We start from the raw sequence: 15,119 nt of genomic DNA, 5'->3' as shown, positions 1-15,119 counted from the left end.
TGCCGGCGATGAGGCCAGCACTGACAACTCAGTCCTTCAACGCTGCATGCGCCGTCTCCCGACACATCAACATCGCCACCAAGGCCACCAGAGCCGCCGCCAGCAGGTACCCAGCCGGCGCCAGCTTGCTGCCAGTGGCCTGGATCAGCCAGGTGGCAATGAACGGCGCAGTCCCGCCAAACAGCGCGTTGGCCAGGTTGAAGCTCAAGGCAAAGCCACTGAAGCGCACCCGGGTCGGGAAAATCTCCGCCAGCAGGCACGGCAGCGTGCCATCGTTCATCGCCAGCATCGCGCCGAACAGGATCTGGATCGCCAGGATCACCAGCAACGGCTGCCCGTCGAGCAGCTTGAACAACGGCACCGTGAGCCCGAGAAACAACAGCGAGGCAACCACCAGCATGGTCTTGCGCCCGAAATGGTCCGACAGCCGCCCCATCAGGAAGATCAGGCCAATGTAGGTGGCCAGGGACACCGTCGAGGCGATGAACGAATCGCGCTCGCTCATGCCCATCTCGCTCGACAGGTAGGTGGGCATGTAGCTGAGCAGCAGGTAGAACGCCACCGCATTCAGGCAGGTGACCCCGATGCCGATGGCCAGGCTGCGGCGGTGCTGGGTGAGCAGTTCACGGATCGGTGCCGGGGTCATGCACGCCTTGCTCTCCAGGCGTTGTTCCATTTCCAGGAACTTCGGCGTGTCCTGCAGGCTCATGCGGATGTAGCGCCCCACCAGGCCGAACGGCGCGGCCAGCAGGAACGGCAGGCGCCAGCCCCAGCTGTGCAGGTCCTCGGTGCTGAGCAGCTCGTGCAGAACGGCGACGAATGCCGCGCCGAACAACAGCCCGGCCGCCGTGCTGGCCGGCACGATGCTGGTGTAGAGCCCGCGCCGGCCAGGTGGCGCGTATTCGGCGAGGAAGGCCGAGGCGCCGGCATATTCGCCCGAGGCGGAAAAGCCCTGCACCAGGCGGATCAGCAACAGCAGGCACGGCGCCCACAACCCGATTTGTGCATGGCCGGGCAACAGGCCGATGCAGAAAGTCGAGATCGACATGATCAGGATCGACAGCGACAACGCGTTGCGCCGGCCGTGGCGATCGCCGAAGTGGCCCCAGACCACGCCTCCCAGAGGGCGCACCAGGAACGACAGGGCGAACACCGCGAAGGTGGCCAGCAGGCCGGTGGTCTTGTCGGTTTGCGGGAAGAAAGTGGCGGCGATGATGGTGGCGAGGTAGCCGTAGGCGGCGTAGTCGAACCATTCGACGAAGTTGCCCATGAAACTGGCCCGGGCGGCCTTGCGCAAGGCTTGGCGTTCGGCGCTCTGGGCGGCGCCGTCGAGGGTGGGAGCGTTAAGGGTGGTGCTGGACATGACGGGTACCCTCTGATTCTTCTAATTGGAGGCAGGGTCTGGGGGTCATTCGATTGTTGTTTTTATCTGTGCCGGCCTCTTCGCGGGACAAGCCCGCTCCCACAAAGAGACCGGCACGGGCACCGGGCTTATTTGCGGATGATGTTGTGTTCCGGGCCGTACGGGAACTGGGTGATGTTCTCGGCACCCGTTTCGTTGACGATCAGGATGTCATGCTCGCGGTAACCGCCCGCCCCTGGCCGCCCTTCGGGCAGCATGATCATCGGCTCGATCGACACCACCATGCCCGGCTCCAGCACCGTGTCGATGTCCTCGCGCAGCTCCAGCCCCGCCTCGCGGCCGTAGTAGTGGCTGAGGGTGCCGAACGAGTGGCCGTAGCCGAAGGTGCGGTACTGCAGCAGGTCATGGCGCAGGAAGATCTCGTTCAGCTCACGGGCGATGTCGCAGCAGCGCATGCCAGGGCGCACCAGTTTCAGCCCCGCTTCGTGCACCTCGACGTTGGCCTGCCACAGGCGAAGGTGGTCGTCCGGGCAATGATCGAGGAACAGCGTGCGCTCCAGGGCGGTGTAGTAGCCGGCGATCATCGGGAAGCAGTTGAGACTGAGAATGTCGCCCTTGTTGACCTTGCGGCTGGTGACCGGGTTGTGCGCACCGTCGGTGTTGAGGCCGGACTGGAACCAGGTCCAGGTGTCCATCAGCTCGCCGTCGGGGAAGCTGCGGGCGATTTCGCGGACCATCGCCTGGGTGGCATGCAGCGCCACTTCATATTCCGGCACCTGGTCACGCAGCGCCTCGACCACCGCCGCGCCGCCGATATCGGCCACGCGGGCGCCATGACGGATCAGCGCCTGTTCTTCGGCGGACTTGATCATGCGCATGCGCATGCACGGTGCGCCGATATCCAGCAGTTCGGCCCTGGGGTAGCAGGCGGCGAGCTTGGCGTGGTTCTGCAGGTTGAGATGGTCGAATTCGACGCCGATGCGCGAAGCCAGCGGCAGCGCCTGCTGGATGGCGACGAAGTAGTTGTCGCGCTGCCAGTCGGTGTAGACGATGTTGTCGGTACCGACCGTGCGCCGCCAGGGCTGGCCACCGTCGATGTTGGCGCTGATCGACACCACCTTGTCCTGGGTCACCACCAGGGCGTAGGGACGGCCGAACGAGCAGTAGAGGAAGTCGCTGTAGTAGTTGACGTTGTGGTACGAGGTGAAGATGGCCGCCTCGATGTCCTGCTCGGCCATGTAGGCCCGCAGGCGGGCATGGCGGGCGGCGTACTCCTGCGCGGAGAAGGTCGGCTTGACCTTTTCGCCGTTGCGGATTTTCAGGGTCTGGGGCATTTGCATGGTCGGTGTTCCTTGTCGTTGTGAGCACGCTGTTCAGGCCGGCCGCCTGAGAAGCATTGCAACAGAACCGACGAGGACGCTTTTGTATCTATCCGACCTGGAATTGGCGGGATGGCCATGGGGCTGCTTTGCAGCCCATTCGCGGCACAAGGCCGCTCCCACAGGATCCCCGCCGCATGAAGCATCGGCGCGGTACCTGTGGGAGCGGCCTTGTGCCGCGAATGGGGCGCAAAGCGCCCCCTGGTTCTAACGGCGCTATTTCAGATCGAATCGATCCAGCTCCATCACTTTCACCCAGGCCGCAACGAAGTCCCTGACAAACTTGTCCTTGCCATCGCTGCTGCCATACACCTCGCTCAGCGCCCGCAACTGCGCATGCGAGCCGAACACCAGGTCAACGCGGCTACCGGTCCACTTCACCTGCCCGGTCTTGCGGTCGCGGCCCTCGAAGGTTTCGTTGTCGTCAGAGGTCGGCTTCCACTCCACGCCCATGTCCAGCAGATTGCGGAAGAAGTCGTTGCTCAAGGTGCCTGGCTTGTCGGTGAACACACCGTGCTTGCTGCCGCCATGGTTGGCGCCCAGCACCCGCAGGCCACCGATCAGCACGGTCAGTTCCGGCGCGGTCAGGGTCAGCAACTGGGCCTTGTCCAGCAGCAGCTTCTCGGCCTTGACGCTGTAGCGGGCCTTGCTGAAGTTACGGAAGCCATCGGCCAGCGGCTCCAGCACGGCGAACGACTCGACATCGGTCTGCGCCTGGGAGGCATCCACCCGGCCTGGGCGGAACCCCACGCTGCCACTGTAGCCGGCATCCTTGGCGGCCTTTTCCACGGCGGCGGTACCGCCCAGCACGATCAGGTCGGCCAGGGAGACCTTGTTGCCGGACTCGGCCCGAATTTTCTCCAGCGCCGCCAGCACCTTGTCGGTCCCCTGGTTGGCCGCCCAGCCGTTCTGCGGTGCCAGGCGCAGGCGGGCGCCATTGGCACCACCGCGCTTGTCAGAGCCCCGGAAGGTCGAGGCGGCAGCCCAGGCAGTGGAGACCAGCTCGCCAACACTCAGGCCCGAGGCCAGGATCTTGCTCTTGAGTGCAGCGATATCCTGCTCACCCAGCGAAGACTGGTCGGCCTTGGGCAACGGGTCTTGCCACAGCAGTTCCTCGTTGGGCATTTCAGGGCCGAGGTAGCGCGCCAGCGGGCCCATGTCGCGGTGGATCAGCTTGTACCAGGCACGGGCGAAGGCATCTGCCAACTGGTCGGGGTTGTCCTTGAAGCGCCGGGCAATCGGCTCGTAGATCGGGTCGAAACGCAGCGCCAGGTCGGAGGTGAGCATGGACGGTGCGTGCTTTTTGCTCGGGTCGTGGGCATCCGGCACGCTACCTGCGCCCTTGCCCTCTTTCGGCCGCCACTGGTTGGCGCCGGCCGGGCTCTTGGTCAGTTCCCAGTCGAAGTTGAACAGGTTGTTGAGGTACTCGTTGTCCCAGCGGGTCGGGTTCGAGGTCCAGGTCACTTCCAGGCCGCTGGTGATGGTGTCGCCACCTTTGCCGGTGCCGAACTTGTTGGCCCAGCCCAGGCCCTGCATCTCAAGGCCTGCAGCCTCTGGTTCGGCGCCGACGTTATCCGCCGGGCCGGCGCCGTGGGTCTTGCCGAAGGCGTGGCCACCGGCGATCAAGGCCACGGTTTCTTCGTCGTTCATGGCCATGCGCCCGAAGGTCTCGCGGATGTCTATGCCCGACCTCACGGGGTCGGGCTCACCTTCCGGGCCTTCCGGGTTGACGTAGATCAGCCCCATCTGCACGGCAGCCAGCGGGTTTTCCAGGTTGCGCTCGGCCTGCAGGTTGCGGTTCTGTTCTTCGCCATGCTTGGCGGGCTCGGCCACCAGGTCACCCTGACCGGGTGGCTGGGCCTTGAGCTGCTCCTTGCCGTAGCGGGTATCACCACCCAGCCAGACCTTTTCCGAACCCCAGTACACGTCTTCGTCCGGCTCCCAGACGTCGGCGCGCCCACCCGAGAAGCCGAAGGTCTTGAAGCCCATGGACTCCAGGGCGACGTTGCCGGTGAGCACGATCAGGTCGGCCCAGGAGATCTTGTTGCCGTACTTCTGCTTGATCGGCCACAACAGGCGCCGGGCCTTGTCCAGGCTGACGTTGTCGGGCCAGCTGTTGAGCGGGGCGAAGCGCTGCTGGCCGGAACCTGCACCCCCGCGACCGTCACCGATGCGATAGGTGCCGGCGCTGTGCCAGGCCATGCGGATGAACAGTGGGCCGTAATGGCCGAAGTCGGCCGGCCACCACTCCTGGGAATCGGTCATCAGGGCCGTCAGGTCGCGCTTCAGGGCCTGGAAGTCGAGGCTCTTGAATGCCTTGGCGTAGTCGAAGTCCGGGTCGGGACTGGACTTGCTGGAATGCTGGTGGAGGATCCTCAGATTGAGCTGGTCAGGCCACCAGTCACGGTTGGTGGTGCCGCCACCTGCGGTTTGATGGAACGGGCATTTCGATTCGTTCGACATCTGCTTTTACCTTTGGGTCGGTTATCCAGATTTCCGGTCTATGCCAGGTGTTCTTTCCAGCCGAGCACATGGGCTCATGCCTACCCCTTATCAGGCCTGGTCGGTCACGTTCCGACACGGGGCTCCCTCGCAATTCGCGGGGCCAGGGGAAAGACTAGTCGAGCTTGGGCAGACTTCTAATAGAGTGGCTATTGGGGGGTGATAGGTTGGCTCTGTCAGGGTTTGCCGGGCGAAACGTCCCAAGACCCGTCCCTTCCGTTATATGTCCGGTTGCTGCCCCCATGCGAGAGTGGAGAAAACAGCGCGGGAGGCGACATGCACAGCCTAGGTATTCTCGGGGTCGGCGAGCTGACCGAAAAAGTGGTGACAGGCCTGCGCCGCAGTGGCTTCGACGGCAGGTTGCTGCTGTCGCCACGCAACGCCCGCCGTGCAGAGGCCCTGGCCGTCGAGCAGGGTTGCGAGGTGCTGGCGAGCAATCAGGCGGTGGTCGACCAGGCCGACCTGGTGATCCTTGGCGTGCGCCCGGAATCGCTGGCACAGCTGGCGCGCGAGGTGCGCTTGCGCCCGGGTCAGCGCCTGGTGTCGCTGGCGGCAGGCATTGGCCTGGATCAGTTGGCCGCGGGCTTTCCCGGCGCCCATTGCGTGCGGGTGATGCTGTCGTATGCGGCGCAGTACAACCAGTCCACCGTGGTGGTTTGCCCTGCGGATGCGCTCACCGAGCAGTGCCTGGGGCCGCTGGGGAATCTGGTGGTCCTGCAGGATGAGCCGGCGTTCGAACTGGCCACGGTGGCGGCGTGCATGAATGGCTGGTTCTACTTCCTGTTGCACGACTTGCAGCACTGGCTGAGCGACAAAGGCCTGCCGCCCGCCCAGGCGCGCGAGCTGGTGCTGGGCAACCTGCAGGACTGCCTGAGCAGTGCCCGCCAGCAGCCGGAGTACAGCCTGAAGGCGCTGGGGCAGGCGATTGCCACGCCGGGGACCTTTACTGCAGACGGGCTGGCGGTATTGATGCACCAGCCGGCCAGTGCCAGTTGGGGGGCGGCGTGCGAGGTGGTGCTCGATGGCTTGCTCAACCGCGCAAGGTAGCGGAGCTAATGCCGGCCTCTTCGCGGGACAAGCCCGCTCCCACAGGACCACCACAGAGCTGAAGCCCTGCGGGGTACCTGTGGGAGCGGGCTTGTCCCGCGAAGAGGCCGGCAGCCTCACCCCAGATCTACAAGTGCCTGTACACTCTGGCGGTGTCTTCCTCGAAATGCCGCAGCTCTTCCTGTCGCCGCGCCTCCGACCAGCCCATCAACGCCGCCGCACGATATGACAGCTGCTCGACCCGCTCACGCCCCAGGTCCGCATCCAACCCCCAGGGCAAGCGCCGGCGCAGCAAATCCACCAGACGCACCACGTGTTCACGGCGGATGATCCGGGCAATGTCCTCACTGTCGATCGACTCCCGTTCGAGCATGCCTTGCGGTGCCTTGCCGCGCTTGCCCAGGCGCGCTTCCACGGCGCGGGCGATCACCCGTGCGGCATGGCGGTGGAGCATGATGGTCGAGCCGGTCAAGGTCAGCAGGTCGGGCTTGCCGTCTGCCTCGCTCAGGCGCACCGGCAGGTAGGTGTTGCGCCCGTCCAGGGTCGACGTCGGGCGCACGCCGCACCAGCAATGCTGCACGTCGGCACGGGTCAGGCGCAGGTCGGGGAACAGCTGGTTGGCCTCGGCGAGGATGTAGTCGACTTCGCTGTCCTCGACCCGCACCGTGTCCGGGTCGTCGCTGAAGTGCGACTCGGTCGGGCCGATGAAGTGGAACTCACGCCAGGGGAACACATAATACGGCTCGCCCTTGCTGGAGAACGCCTCCAGGCCCTGGCCGCGATAGGCTGCAGGGAGGCGCACCATGACATTGACGCCCTTGATGCCCAGCACGCGTGGATTGCGGTCGCCCGCGCCCGCCACCCGATCGACCCAGGGGCCGGCGGCGTTGATCACTACCTTGGCGGTGACATGGGCCTGACCGAGGGCTTGCGGGGCCTGCTCGTCCAGAGTCAGCCGCCATTGGCCTTCGCTGCGCTGCAACTGACTGACCCGGGTATAGGTGCGCAGCGTCGCGCCGCGCCATTGCGCGTCCAGCGCGGTGTCGACACAGATGCGCTCAGGCCAGGCGTACATGTATTCCTCGAACACCCCCACACCCCGCAGCGGCCCGCCCAACCCACCGGCCAAGGCACTGTCGGCCGCAGCCTGCTGCGCCGTTTGGCGCCGATAGGCCAGCGGGACCTTCCAGCCGCCCAAGGCCTCGACCAGACGAAAGCCCATGTCCACCAGCCAGGGCGGGTAGCGGTCGCCCTGGCGGAACGGGTAATGGAAACGGTGCCTGGTCAGGTGGCCAGGCATGTCCTTGACCAGCTCGGCGCGGCAGCGCATCACCTCACGGGTGTAGCGAAGGCGCTGCCACATGTCGAACGGGCGAAACGGCATCTGCCACAACGGGTAGCGCGCGGCCAGGTAGCCCAGGCCCGAATAGAGCATGCGGCTGGAGCGCGACGAGGTGCCGGCGCCGATGTCGCCGCGGTCCACCAGCAAGGTACGAAAGTTGCGGGCGGCCAGCTGCCGGGCGGCGGCGCAGCCAACCGCGCCAGCGCCGATGACCACCACGTCGTAGTGATCGCCATCGAGGGATTCCAGGGAGGGACGGGTCATGTGTCAGGTTCCGGGGCTTGTGATTGTTCTGCAGGACCTTGTGCAAACAGCTCAGTCACATTAAGAAGCCGCCGCCAGCCGTTCTAGAACGTCCATGACAACTTGCGTAACCCTTCGGCACGCCAGGCAAAGGTATTCCATGACACGTCCCAACCGTTATATGGAAGCCCGCAAGGCCGGTGCGATAGTGCTGCCACGTTTGCTGCCCTGATAACAACAAGAGGTAAGTCGAATGTCCGCTGCAAAACGTTCTGTCGAAGATGCCCCTCTCAACGCGTTCCACCGCAAACTCACTGTCTATTCTGCTGGCGGCCCGTTCCTCGACGGCTATGTCCTGAGCATCATCGGCGTGGCCATGCTGCAAATTACCCAAGCCTTGCAACTGTCCGCCCTGTGGGAGGGCCTGATCGCCGCCTCGGCGCTGATCGGGGTGTTTTTCGGCGGTTTCCTCGGTGGCTGGTTCACCGACAAGTACGGGCGCAAGGTGCTGTACCTGGTCGACCTGATAGCCATTGTCGGTTTCTCGGTGGCGCAGTTCTGGGTCGAGTCGGCCTGGGCGCTGTTCGCCTGGCGCTTGCTGATCGGTATCGCGGTCGGTGCCGACTACCCGATCGCCACTTCGCTGCTGGCCGAGTTCCTGCCCCGCAAGCAACGCGGCCCGCTGCTCGCGGCCATGGTGCTGATGTGGTTCGCCGGCGCCGCCGTCGCCTATATGGTTGGCGAACTGCTGCTGCGGGTGACGGGCGAGGATGGCTGGCGCTGGGTGCTGGCCAGTGCACTGGTGCCGGGGGCGTTGTTCCTGATTGCCCGCAGCGGTACCCCGGAATCGCCGCGCTGGTTGCTGAGCAAGGGCCGCCACGCCGAAGCGGACGCAGTGATCAAGAAGGTCTATGGCCCTGACTATTCGATCGCCGACCTGCCAGAGCCGAGCAACCAGCAACCGGTCTCGGTGTGGTCGCTGTTCCACTCCGGCTACGGCAAGCGCATGGCCTTCGTCACCCTGTTCTGGACCTGCGCGATCGTGCCGCTGTTCGCCATCTACGCCTTCGCCCCCAAGGTGCTGCAGGCGCTCAAGCTGACCGGCGACTGGGCCGCCTACGGCTCGATCGCCATCACCTTCCTGTTCACCCTGGGCTGCCTGCTGGCGACCAAACTGATCAACCGTCTGGGCCGGCGCAAGATGCTGATCCACAGCTTCCTCTGGTCAGGCATGTCGCTGGTGCTGCTGGGCGTGTTCCCCGACGCCTCGCCCACCACCGTGCTGGTGCTGTTCGGTGCCTACGCGGTGTTGATCGGTGGCGCCCAGGTGCTCGAATACGTCTACCCCAACGAACTGTTCCCCACCGAAATCCGTGCGAGTGCGGTAGGCCTGGCAACGTCGCTGTCGCGGATTGGCGCCGCCGTGGGCACTTACCTGGTGCCGATCTCCCTGGCGTCCTATGGCGTCGCCAACACCATGTTCGCAGCGGCATTGATCTCGCTGTTCGGCGCGCTGATCTCCTGGTGGATGGCCCCCGAGACCAGCCAGCTCGACCTGCAGCAGGCCGCCGCCCTGGGCGGGCAGACCCAATCCTCGTCGCCCACCTACAAACCTGTTGCTCGCCAAGCGTGAAGGAGCTCAAACCCTTACCGCTGTTCCAAAGGCTTTCCAAAAGCTGTGGGAGCCGGCTTGCCGGCGATGAGGCCGGGACAGGCATGACGAGGTAGCCTGTTCGGGCCCCATCGCCGGCAAGCCGGCTCCCACAGGGACCGTACAAGGCACAAGTGGTTTACAAGTCCGGGTCCAGGCCTACCTTGTCGCCGTGCCAGTCAAAGCGCTCCACCTCATGCCGGCGCTTGCGGAAGCTGTAGGGCGTCTCGCCATACTGCTTGCGAAACCACAGGATGAAGTGCGACGCATCGGAAAACCCGCACGCCAGGGCAATGGTGGTGATGTTCTGGCTGGTATTGACCAGCAGCCGCCGGGCGTGGTCCAGGCGCAGCTTGCGCCAGTAGTTGGCCGGCGGCTCCTGGGTGTTGGCGACGAACTCTCGGTGCAACTGCCGAGGGTGAGTGCCCACCGCTTCGGCGACCGCCTTGAGGGTCATCGACGCATCCAGGTTGGCGCGCATGAAGGCAATCGCCCGTTGTACCCGGTCGTTCTGGTAGACGCTGTCGCCGGCGGCCTGCTGTGCATCGCCTTCGGCCCGTTCGTCCACCAGCAGGTACTCCAGGCCCTTCTGCGCCCGCACCGCGCCGCAATGGCGGCGAATCAGGTTGGCGGCCAGGTCGATCGCCGTCCCGCCTGGGCAGGTGATGATGCCGCGGTCATCCACGTAGCTCTTGTCGATCACCATGGTCGACAGCGGGAAGCGTTCGCGAAACTCATCACGCAAGGTGAAGTGCACCGCGCAGCGCCGCCCATCGAGCAGCCCGGCCTTGCCGAGCACGAACGAACCCGAGCACAGGGCGATGATCGGGATGTTGGCCGCGTACACGTCACGCAAGGCATCGAGCAACCAGTCAGGTGGGTTGCGTGTTTCGCCAAGCAAGCCGCCGGCCAGCACGATGTAGTCGTACTGGGCGAACAGATCGAGGGGCTTGGTCGGCGAGATCGGCATGCCGCAGCTGGCCGTGATCGGCTGGTCGTCGAGGGTCATCCAGTCCCATTGGCAGTACACCTGCTGGCTGCGAAACGACTTGTCGGCGGCGAAGCGCAGCGAATCGACCAGGCCTGCCACCGGTACCAGGGTGAACTGGTTCATCAGCACGAAACCGACACGCAGCTCGGGTTTGATCTGTACGGGCGGTTCTGGCGATTGCTGCTGTTGTAGTTGTTCTTGTTCGGCAACCATGGACATCGGCCTCATGACCTGCTGGATGGCGCCATTGTAGGGCGCGCCTGGCGTCTGAAATATCACATGGCGCAGGACAAATAACAGGCCCTTGACAAAAGGCGCCGCCGTTCTATCAATTGTCATGCCTGTAATATCGGCCCACTTGCCGCGCTGAGCATCATGTAGCCACAACAACATGCTCAGAGGCACCCCTCATGTACCGTGGATTCTGGTATGCCCAGGCGCTGGACCTGGACAGCGACCTCGCCCCCGCCCTGCAGGACTCGATTCAAGCCGACGTGTGCATTGTCGGCGGAGGCTTTCTTGGCCTGTGGTCGGCCATCCGCCTGAAGCAGGCACACCCGGCGCTGGCCATCGTCATCGTCGAGCGCGACCGCTGCGGCTCCGGTGCCAGCGGCCGCAATGGCGGCATCGCCACCAACTGGTGGGGCAAGTACCTGTCGGTTCGCACCATCTGCGGCGACGTCGAGGCCCGGCGCATCTGTGAAGCCGCCGAATCGGCGATCGACGAAATCGGCAGCTTCTGCCAGGAACACGGCATCGATGCCCAATACCGCAAGGACGGCTGGCTGTGGACCGCGACCAACCCCCGTCAGTTGGATTCCTGGCGGGTGCTCACCGACGGCCTGCACAAGCTCGACGTCAATCCGTTCCAGGAAATGGACCGCGAGACCCTTCGCGGTCGCGTCGGCTCGCCGCTGGTACTGGGCGGTATCTACGACCCGAACGCCGCCACCGTGCAGCCGGCGATGCTGGCGCGCGGCTTGCGCCGGGTCGCCCTGAAGCTGGGGGTGAAGATCTTCGAGAAATCGCCGTTCACCCACCTGGAGCGCGGCAAGCACCCGGTGGTGCATACCGCCAAAGGTCGCGTGAAGGCCAGCCACGTGGTGCTGGCGCTCAATGCCTGGGGGGCGCAGTTCCCCGAACTGCGCCGCATGATCGCGATCATGTCCAGCGACATGGTGGCCACGGCGCCGGTCAAGGCCAAGCTCGATGCCATTGGCTTCAGCCGCGGCGAGTGCATGACCGACTCGCGCACTGTCCTCAATTACTGGCGCAACACCCCGGATGGCCGCGTCGTGTTTGGCAAGCCTCTGGGGCAGTTCGCCTATGCCGGTCGCATTGGCGATCTGTACGAGAAACCTTCGCCGGCTGCCGACAAGGTCGCGGCCGAGCTGCGTCGCCTTTACCCGCAATTAGAGGACGTGCCGGTGGTCAGCAGCTGGACCGGTCCGATCGACCGGGCCATGAAAGGCCTGCCGAACTTCGGCTACCTCGACCCTCACCAGACCATCAGCTACGGCATCGGCTTCTCGGGTAACGGTGTGGCCACCACGGTCTTTGCCAGCCGCATCATCAAGTCGCTGGCCACCCACGCCAACGATGAATGGGCCAATTGCGGCCTGGTCAATCAGAAGATGAAGCTGCTGCCGCCAGAACCGCTGCGTTTCTTCGGCGCGCACCTGGTGCGTGATGCCCTGGTGCGCAAGGAGTCCCTCGAAGACCACGACCAGAGCGCCGGCTTCATTACCCGCCAGTTGGTCGGCATGGCGCCAGCAGGCTACGTACCCGCACAAAAACGCTAAGGAGCGCAGCATGAGCGAACACATCGTACTGCTCGACGACGAAGGCCTGGCGCCCTCCACCCGGCTGAAGCGGCCGGACTGCGAGCACACCTGGAAGCAGTTTGCCTACACCTACCCGGAGCAGATGGTGGAACACCTGCAGGACGCCACCATCGCCTTCACCTGCAGCGTGCCGCTGCGTGAAGAGCACCTGCGCCAGCTGCCGAAGCTGAAGATGATCTCGCTGGCCCTGACCGGGCGCGATATCGTCGACGTCGACTACTGCGACGCCCATGGCATCGAAGTCGCCAGCGTACCGGGTTATGCCGCCAACACCGTGGCCGAGCATAGCCTGGCGATGATTCTTGAGCTGTTCCGCCGACCGGCCGCCTTCACCCGCCTGATGCGCCAGGTGCACGCCGGCGACAAGCCCTACCAGAACGTCTATTTCAACCACCGCATCCGCGATGTGCGTGGCAAGCGACTGGCGATCATCGGCAGCGGCCCGATCGCCCTGCGCCTGGCTCACCTGGCCCGGGCCTTCGGCATGCAGGTGCTGTTCGAGGACCGCGGGGGCAAGCGCCAAGGCCCCGACGCTCGGTCGCTGGACGAACTGCTCGCCTGGTGCGACGTGCTGTCGATCAACTGCCCGCTTACCGCAGAAACCGTCAACCTGATCGACGCCGACAAGCTGGCCTTGATGAAGCCCGACGCCCTGGTGATCAACACGGGCCGCGGCGGGATCGTCAATGAGGCGGCGCTGATCGATGCCTTGCAACGCGACCGCCTGGGTGGGGTGGCGCTGGATGTGGTGGAAGTCGAGCCCCTGCACCCGAGCAACCCGCTGTTCCAGCTCATCGATCGCGACGACTTCCTGCTCAACCCGCACATCGCCTGGAGCAGCGAAGACGCCATGCAGCAACTGATGGACAGCGCCGTGGACAACATCAGCGCCTTCGTCGCCCGCCAGGCCAACGCCAAAAGGAGCTGCAGCGCATGACCGCCTGAACCCGCACGCGCCGGTACAGCCAAGGGAACTACCACCACTGTCCCGTTTTCTTAAACACTGAGTGGTTATTTCCTTGGGCTTCAAGCTACTGGAGAACACGACATGCGCCACCTGATCATCGCCCCTGCGCTGCTGCTCCTGCTGCCTGCCGGAGCTGCTCTGGCCGACGTCGATGTGGAAGACGTCGCTACCTCGGCCGGTATCTCCGCCTCGCTGTACTCAACCTTCAAGGACGACAAACGGATCATTCCGGCCCGTGACGAGCTGTCCGCCTTCGTCGCCAGTGACGGAGCGATCCGTGGCGCCTATGTGGAGTCGGCGCTGGAACAGGTCCGCAAGGAGCATCCTGGCCTGCAGGCCAATGACGAAGACATTGCCATGGCCATCCTGGCCCAGGATGACTCGGTGGCCAATCATTAAGGACAGTAGCGGCCCTATCGCCGGCAAGCCGGCTCCCACAGGTACTGCACAGATCTTGAACTGTGTGCAATCCCTGTGGGAGCCGGCTTGCCGGCGATAGGGCCGCCATTGCATCACAAACAAGGAAGCTGCCATGCCATTGCCCCGCCCTCCCCACGCCATCGCCCTGGCGCTGTTGATCGCCTGTACCCAGGCAACCGCTGCCGATTCCGCCCCTCAGGCCTTGCTCAAGCAGGCCCAAGGCGAACAGCCAGCTTATCTGGACACTCTCAAGATGCTGGTCTCGGTCGATACCGGCACCGGGACCGAACCTGGCCTGACGCAAGTCAGTGCCGAGCTGGTCAAACGCCTCAAGGCCTTGGGCGCCGAGGTGCAGACCCACGCCGCCAAGCCTTCGGTGGGCGACAACATCGTCGGCACCTTCAAAGGTACCGGCAGCAAGGACTTCCTGCTGATGGTGCACTATGACACCGTGTTCGTCCCCGGCACCGTGGCCAAACGGCCTTTCCGGGTCGACGGGCCGCGCGCCTATGGCCCGGGCGTTGCCGACGCAAAGGGTGGCGTGGCGATGATCCTGCATGCGGTGAAGTTGCTGCAGGACCAACAGTTCAAGGGCTACCGCACGCTGACCGTGCTGTTCAACCCGGACGAAGAAATGGGCTCGGCCGGCTCCCGGCAAATCATTGCCGAACTGGCCCGCAAGCATGACTACGTGTTCTCCTACGAGCCGCCGGACAAGGACGCGGTAACGGTCGCGACCAACGGCATCAACCGCCTCAAGCTCGAGGTCAAGGGCCGTGCCTCCCACGCCGGGTCCGCGCCCGAGGAGGGCCGCAACGCCCTGACCGAACTGGCCCACCAGATTCTCCAGCTCAAGGACCTGGGCGATGCGGGCAAAGGCACCACGGTGAACTGGACCCTGGCCAAGGCCGGCGAAAAGGCCAATATCATTCCGGCGCTGGCCACGGCCGAAGCCGATATGCGCTATTCGGACCTGAGCGAAACCGACCGGGTGCAGGCCGACGCCCAGCGCATCGTGAAAAAGCAGCTGGTGGCCGATACCCAGGCCACGGTCTCTGTCGAAAAAGGTCGGCCGCCGCTGGCGCGCAACGAAGCCTCGGCGAAGCTGGCGCAAACGGCGCAGCAACTGTATGGCGAGGTTGGCCACAAGATCGAGCCGATTGCCATGCGATTCGGTACCGATGCTGGCTATGCCTATGTGCCGGGCAGCGACAAGCCGGCGGTGCTGGAGACCATGGGGGTGGTGGGGGCAGGCTTGCATGGGGACGATGAGTACATCGAGTTGGCCAGCATTGCGCCGCGGTTGTATCTGACGGTGGCGATGATCAAGCACCTGGCCGAGTGATCGATTGCCTGTACCGGCCCTATCG

The 15,119-nt window shown here is 64.7% G+C and carries 11 protein-coding genes; 6 read left to right on the top strand and 5 right to left on the bottom strand.

The genetic code is table 11. The features are described from left to right. Nucleotides 1-28: 28 nt before the first annotated feature. The 3 genes from PMI38_RS22300 to katG form a co-directional block, all read right to left on the bottom strand. A complete protein-coding gene (locus PMI38_RS22300) occupies nt 29-1,363 on the bottom strand; it encodes an MFS transporter (RefSeq protein ID WP_008099136.1) in 1,335 nt (444 codons plus the stop codon). 128 nt (nt 1,364-1,491) lie between these two features. After that, nucleotides 1,492-2,703 carry a M24 family metallopeptidase gene (locus PMI38_RS22295; RefSeq protein WP_008099134.1) on the bottom strand — a complete coding sequence of 404 codons (1,212 nt, stop codon included), beginning with the start codon at nt 2,701-2,703 and terminating at the stop codon, nt 1,492-1,494. A 255-nt stretch (nt 2,704-2,958) separates the two neighbouring features. Further along, nucleotides 2,959-5,205, bottom strand: a complete 2,247-nt coding sequence (gene katG, locus PMI38_RS22290) for a catalase/peroxidase HPI (RefSeq protein WP_008099132.1) — start codon at nt 5,203-5,205, stop codon at nt 2,959-2,961. 315 nt (nt 5,206-5,520) lie between these two features. On the opposite strand from katG, the gene PMI38_RS22285 reads away from it, so the two are divergent. Beyond that, entirely contained in the window at nt 5,521-6,291 is a 771-nt protein-coding gene (locus tag PMI38_RS22285) for an NAD(P)-binding domain-containing protein (protein WP_008099130.1), read from the top strand. Between the two features lie 127 nt (nt 6,292-6,418). Here the strand turns inward: PMI38_RS22285 and PMI38_RS22280 are convergent, their stop codons facing one another. Continuing rightward, the gene (locus tag PMI38_RS22280) at nt 6,419-7,897 is read right to left on the bottom strand and encodes an FAD-dependent oxidoreductase (protein ID WP_008099128.1); all 1,479 of its coding nucleotides are present in this window, start codon (nt 7,895-7,897) and stop codon (nt 6,419-6,421) included. Between the two features lie 232 nt (nt 7,898-8,129). Between PMI38_RS22280 and PMI38_RS22275 the strand changes: the two genes are divergently transcribed. Further along, complete coding sequence (locus PMI38_RS22275; RefSeq protein ID WP_008099126.1) at nt 8,130-9,509, top strand: MFS transporter; 1,380 nt, start codon at nt 8,130-8,132, stop codon at nt 9,507-9,509. A gap of 157 nt (nt 9,510-9,666) precedes the next feature. On the opposite strand, the gene PMI38_RS22270 is transcribed toward PMI38_RS22275, so the two are convergent. After that, on the bottom strand, nt 9,667-10,731 hold the full coding sequence (locus PMI38_RS22270) for a GlxA family transcriptional regulator (protein ID WP_008099124.1): 1,065 nt from the start codon (nt 10,729-10,731) through the stop codon (nt 9,667-9,669). A gap of 197 nt (nt 10,732-10,928) precedes the next feature. On the opposite strand from PMI38_RS22270, the gene PMI38_RS22265 reads away from it, so the two are divergent. From PMI38_RS22265 to PMI38_RS22250, 4 genes are all read left to right on the top strand, one after another. Further along, entirely contained in the window at nt 10,929-12,320 is a 1,392-nt protein-coding gene (locus PMI38_RS22265; protein ID WP_008099122.1) for an NAD(P)/FAD-dependent oxidoreductase, read from the top strand. A gap of 10 nt (nt 12,321-12,330) precedes the next feature. Beyond that, entirely contained in the window at nt 12,331-13,299 is a 969-nt protein-coding gene (locus tag PMI38_RS22260; RefSeq protein ID WP_008099120.1) for an NAD(P)-dependent oxidoreductase, read from the top strand. A 111-nt stretch (nt 13,300-13,410) separates the two neighbouring features. Then, nucleotides 13,411-13,728 carry a DUF2388 domain-containing protein gene (locus PMI38_RS22255; protein WP_008099118.1) on the top strand — a complete coding sequence of 106 codons (318 nt, stop codon included), beginning with the start codon at nt 13,411-13,413 and terminating at the stop codon, nt 13,726-13,728. A gap of 133 nt (nt 13,729-13,861) precedes the next feature. Then, nucleotides 13,862-15,094: a M20/M25/M40 family metallo-hydrolase gene (locus tag PMI38_RS22250; protein WP_008099116.1), complete on the top strand. Its 1,233-nt coding sequence runs from the start codon at nt 13,862-13,864 to the stop codon at nt 15,092-15,094. Nucleotides 15,095-15,119: the final 25 nt, after the last annotated feature.

Origin of the sequence: Pseudomonas sp. GM84 (assembly GCF_000282535.1) — a bacterium.
Taxonomy (GTDB): domain Bacteria; phylum Pseudomonadota; class Gammaproteobacteria; order Pseudomonadales; family Pseudomonadaceae; genus Aquipseudomonas.
The sequence above is the reverse complement of the archived record's forward strand: the minus strand, read 5'-3'. Positions and strand labels throughout refer to the sequence as shown.

Excerpts from the sequence above, each read along its gene's own strand:
- PMI38_RS22300 (WP_008099136.1), bottom strand. The coding sequence starts at position 1,363 with ATGTCCAGCACCACCCTTAACGCTCCCACCCTCGACGGCGCCGCCCAG.
- PMI38_RS22295 (WP_008099134.1), bottom strand. The coding sequence starts at position 2,703 with ATGCAAATGCCCCAGACCCTGAAAATCCGCAACGGCGAAAAGGTCAAG.
- katG (WP_008099132.1), bottom strand. The coding sequence starts at position 5,205 with ATGTCGAACGAATCGAAATGCCCGTTCCATCAAACCGCAGGTGGCGGC.
- PMI38_RS22285 (WP_008099130.1), top strand. The coding sequence starts at position 5,521 with ATGCACAGCCTAGGTATTCTCGGGGTCGGCGAGCTGACCGAAAAAGTG.
- PMI38_RS22280 (WP_008099128.1), bottom strand. The coding sequence starts at position 7,897 with ATGACCCGTCCCTCCCTGGAATCCCTCGATGGCGATCACTACGACGTG.
- PMI38_RS22275 (WP_008099126.1), top strand. The coding sequence starts at position 8,130 with ATGTCCGCTGCAAAACGTTCTGTCGAAGATGCCCCTCTCAACGCGTTC.
- PMI38_RS22270 (WP_008099124.1), bottom strand. The coding sequence starts at position 10,731 with ATGGTTGCCGAACAAGAACAACTACAACAGCAGCAATCGCCAGAACCG.
- PMI38_RS22265 (WP_008099122.1), top strand. The coding sequence starts at position 10,929 with ATGTACCGTGGATTCTGGTATGCCCAGGCGCTGGACCTGGACAGCGAC.
- PMI38_RS22260 (WP_008099120.1), top strand. The coding sequence starts at position 12,331 with ATGAGCGAACACATCGTACTGCTCGACGACGAAGGCCTGGCGCCCTCC.
- PMI38_RS22255 (WP_008099118.1), top strand. The coding sequence starts at position 13,411 with ATGCGCCACCTGATCATCGCCCCTGCGCTGCTGCTCCTGCTGCCTGCC.
- PMI38_RS22250 (WP_008099116.1), top strand. The coding sequence starts at position 13,862 with ATGCCATTGCCCCGCCCTCCCCACGCCATCGCCCTGGCGCTGTTGATC.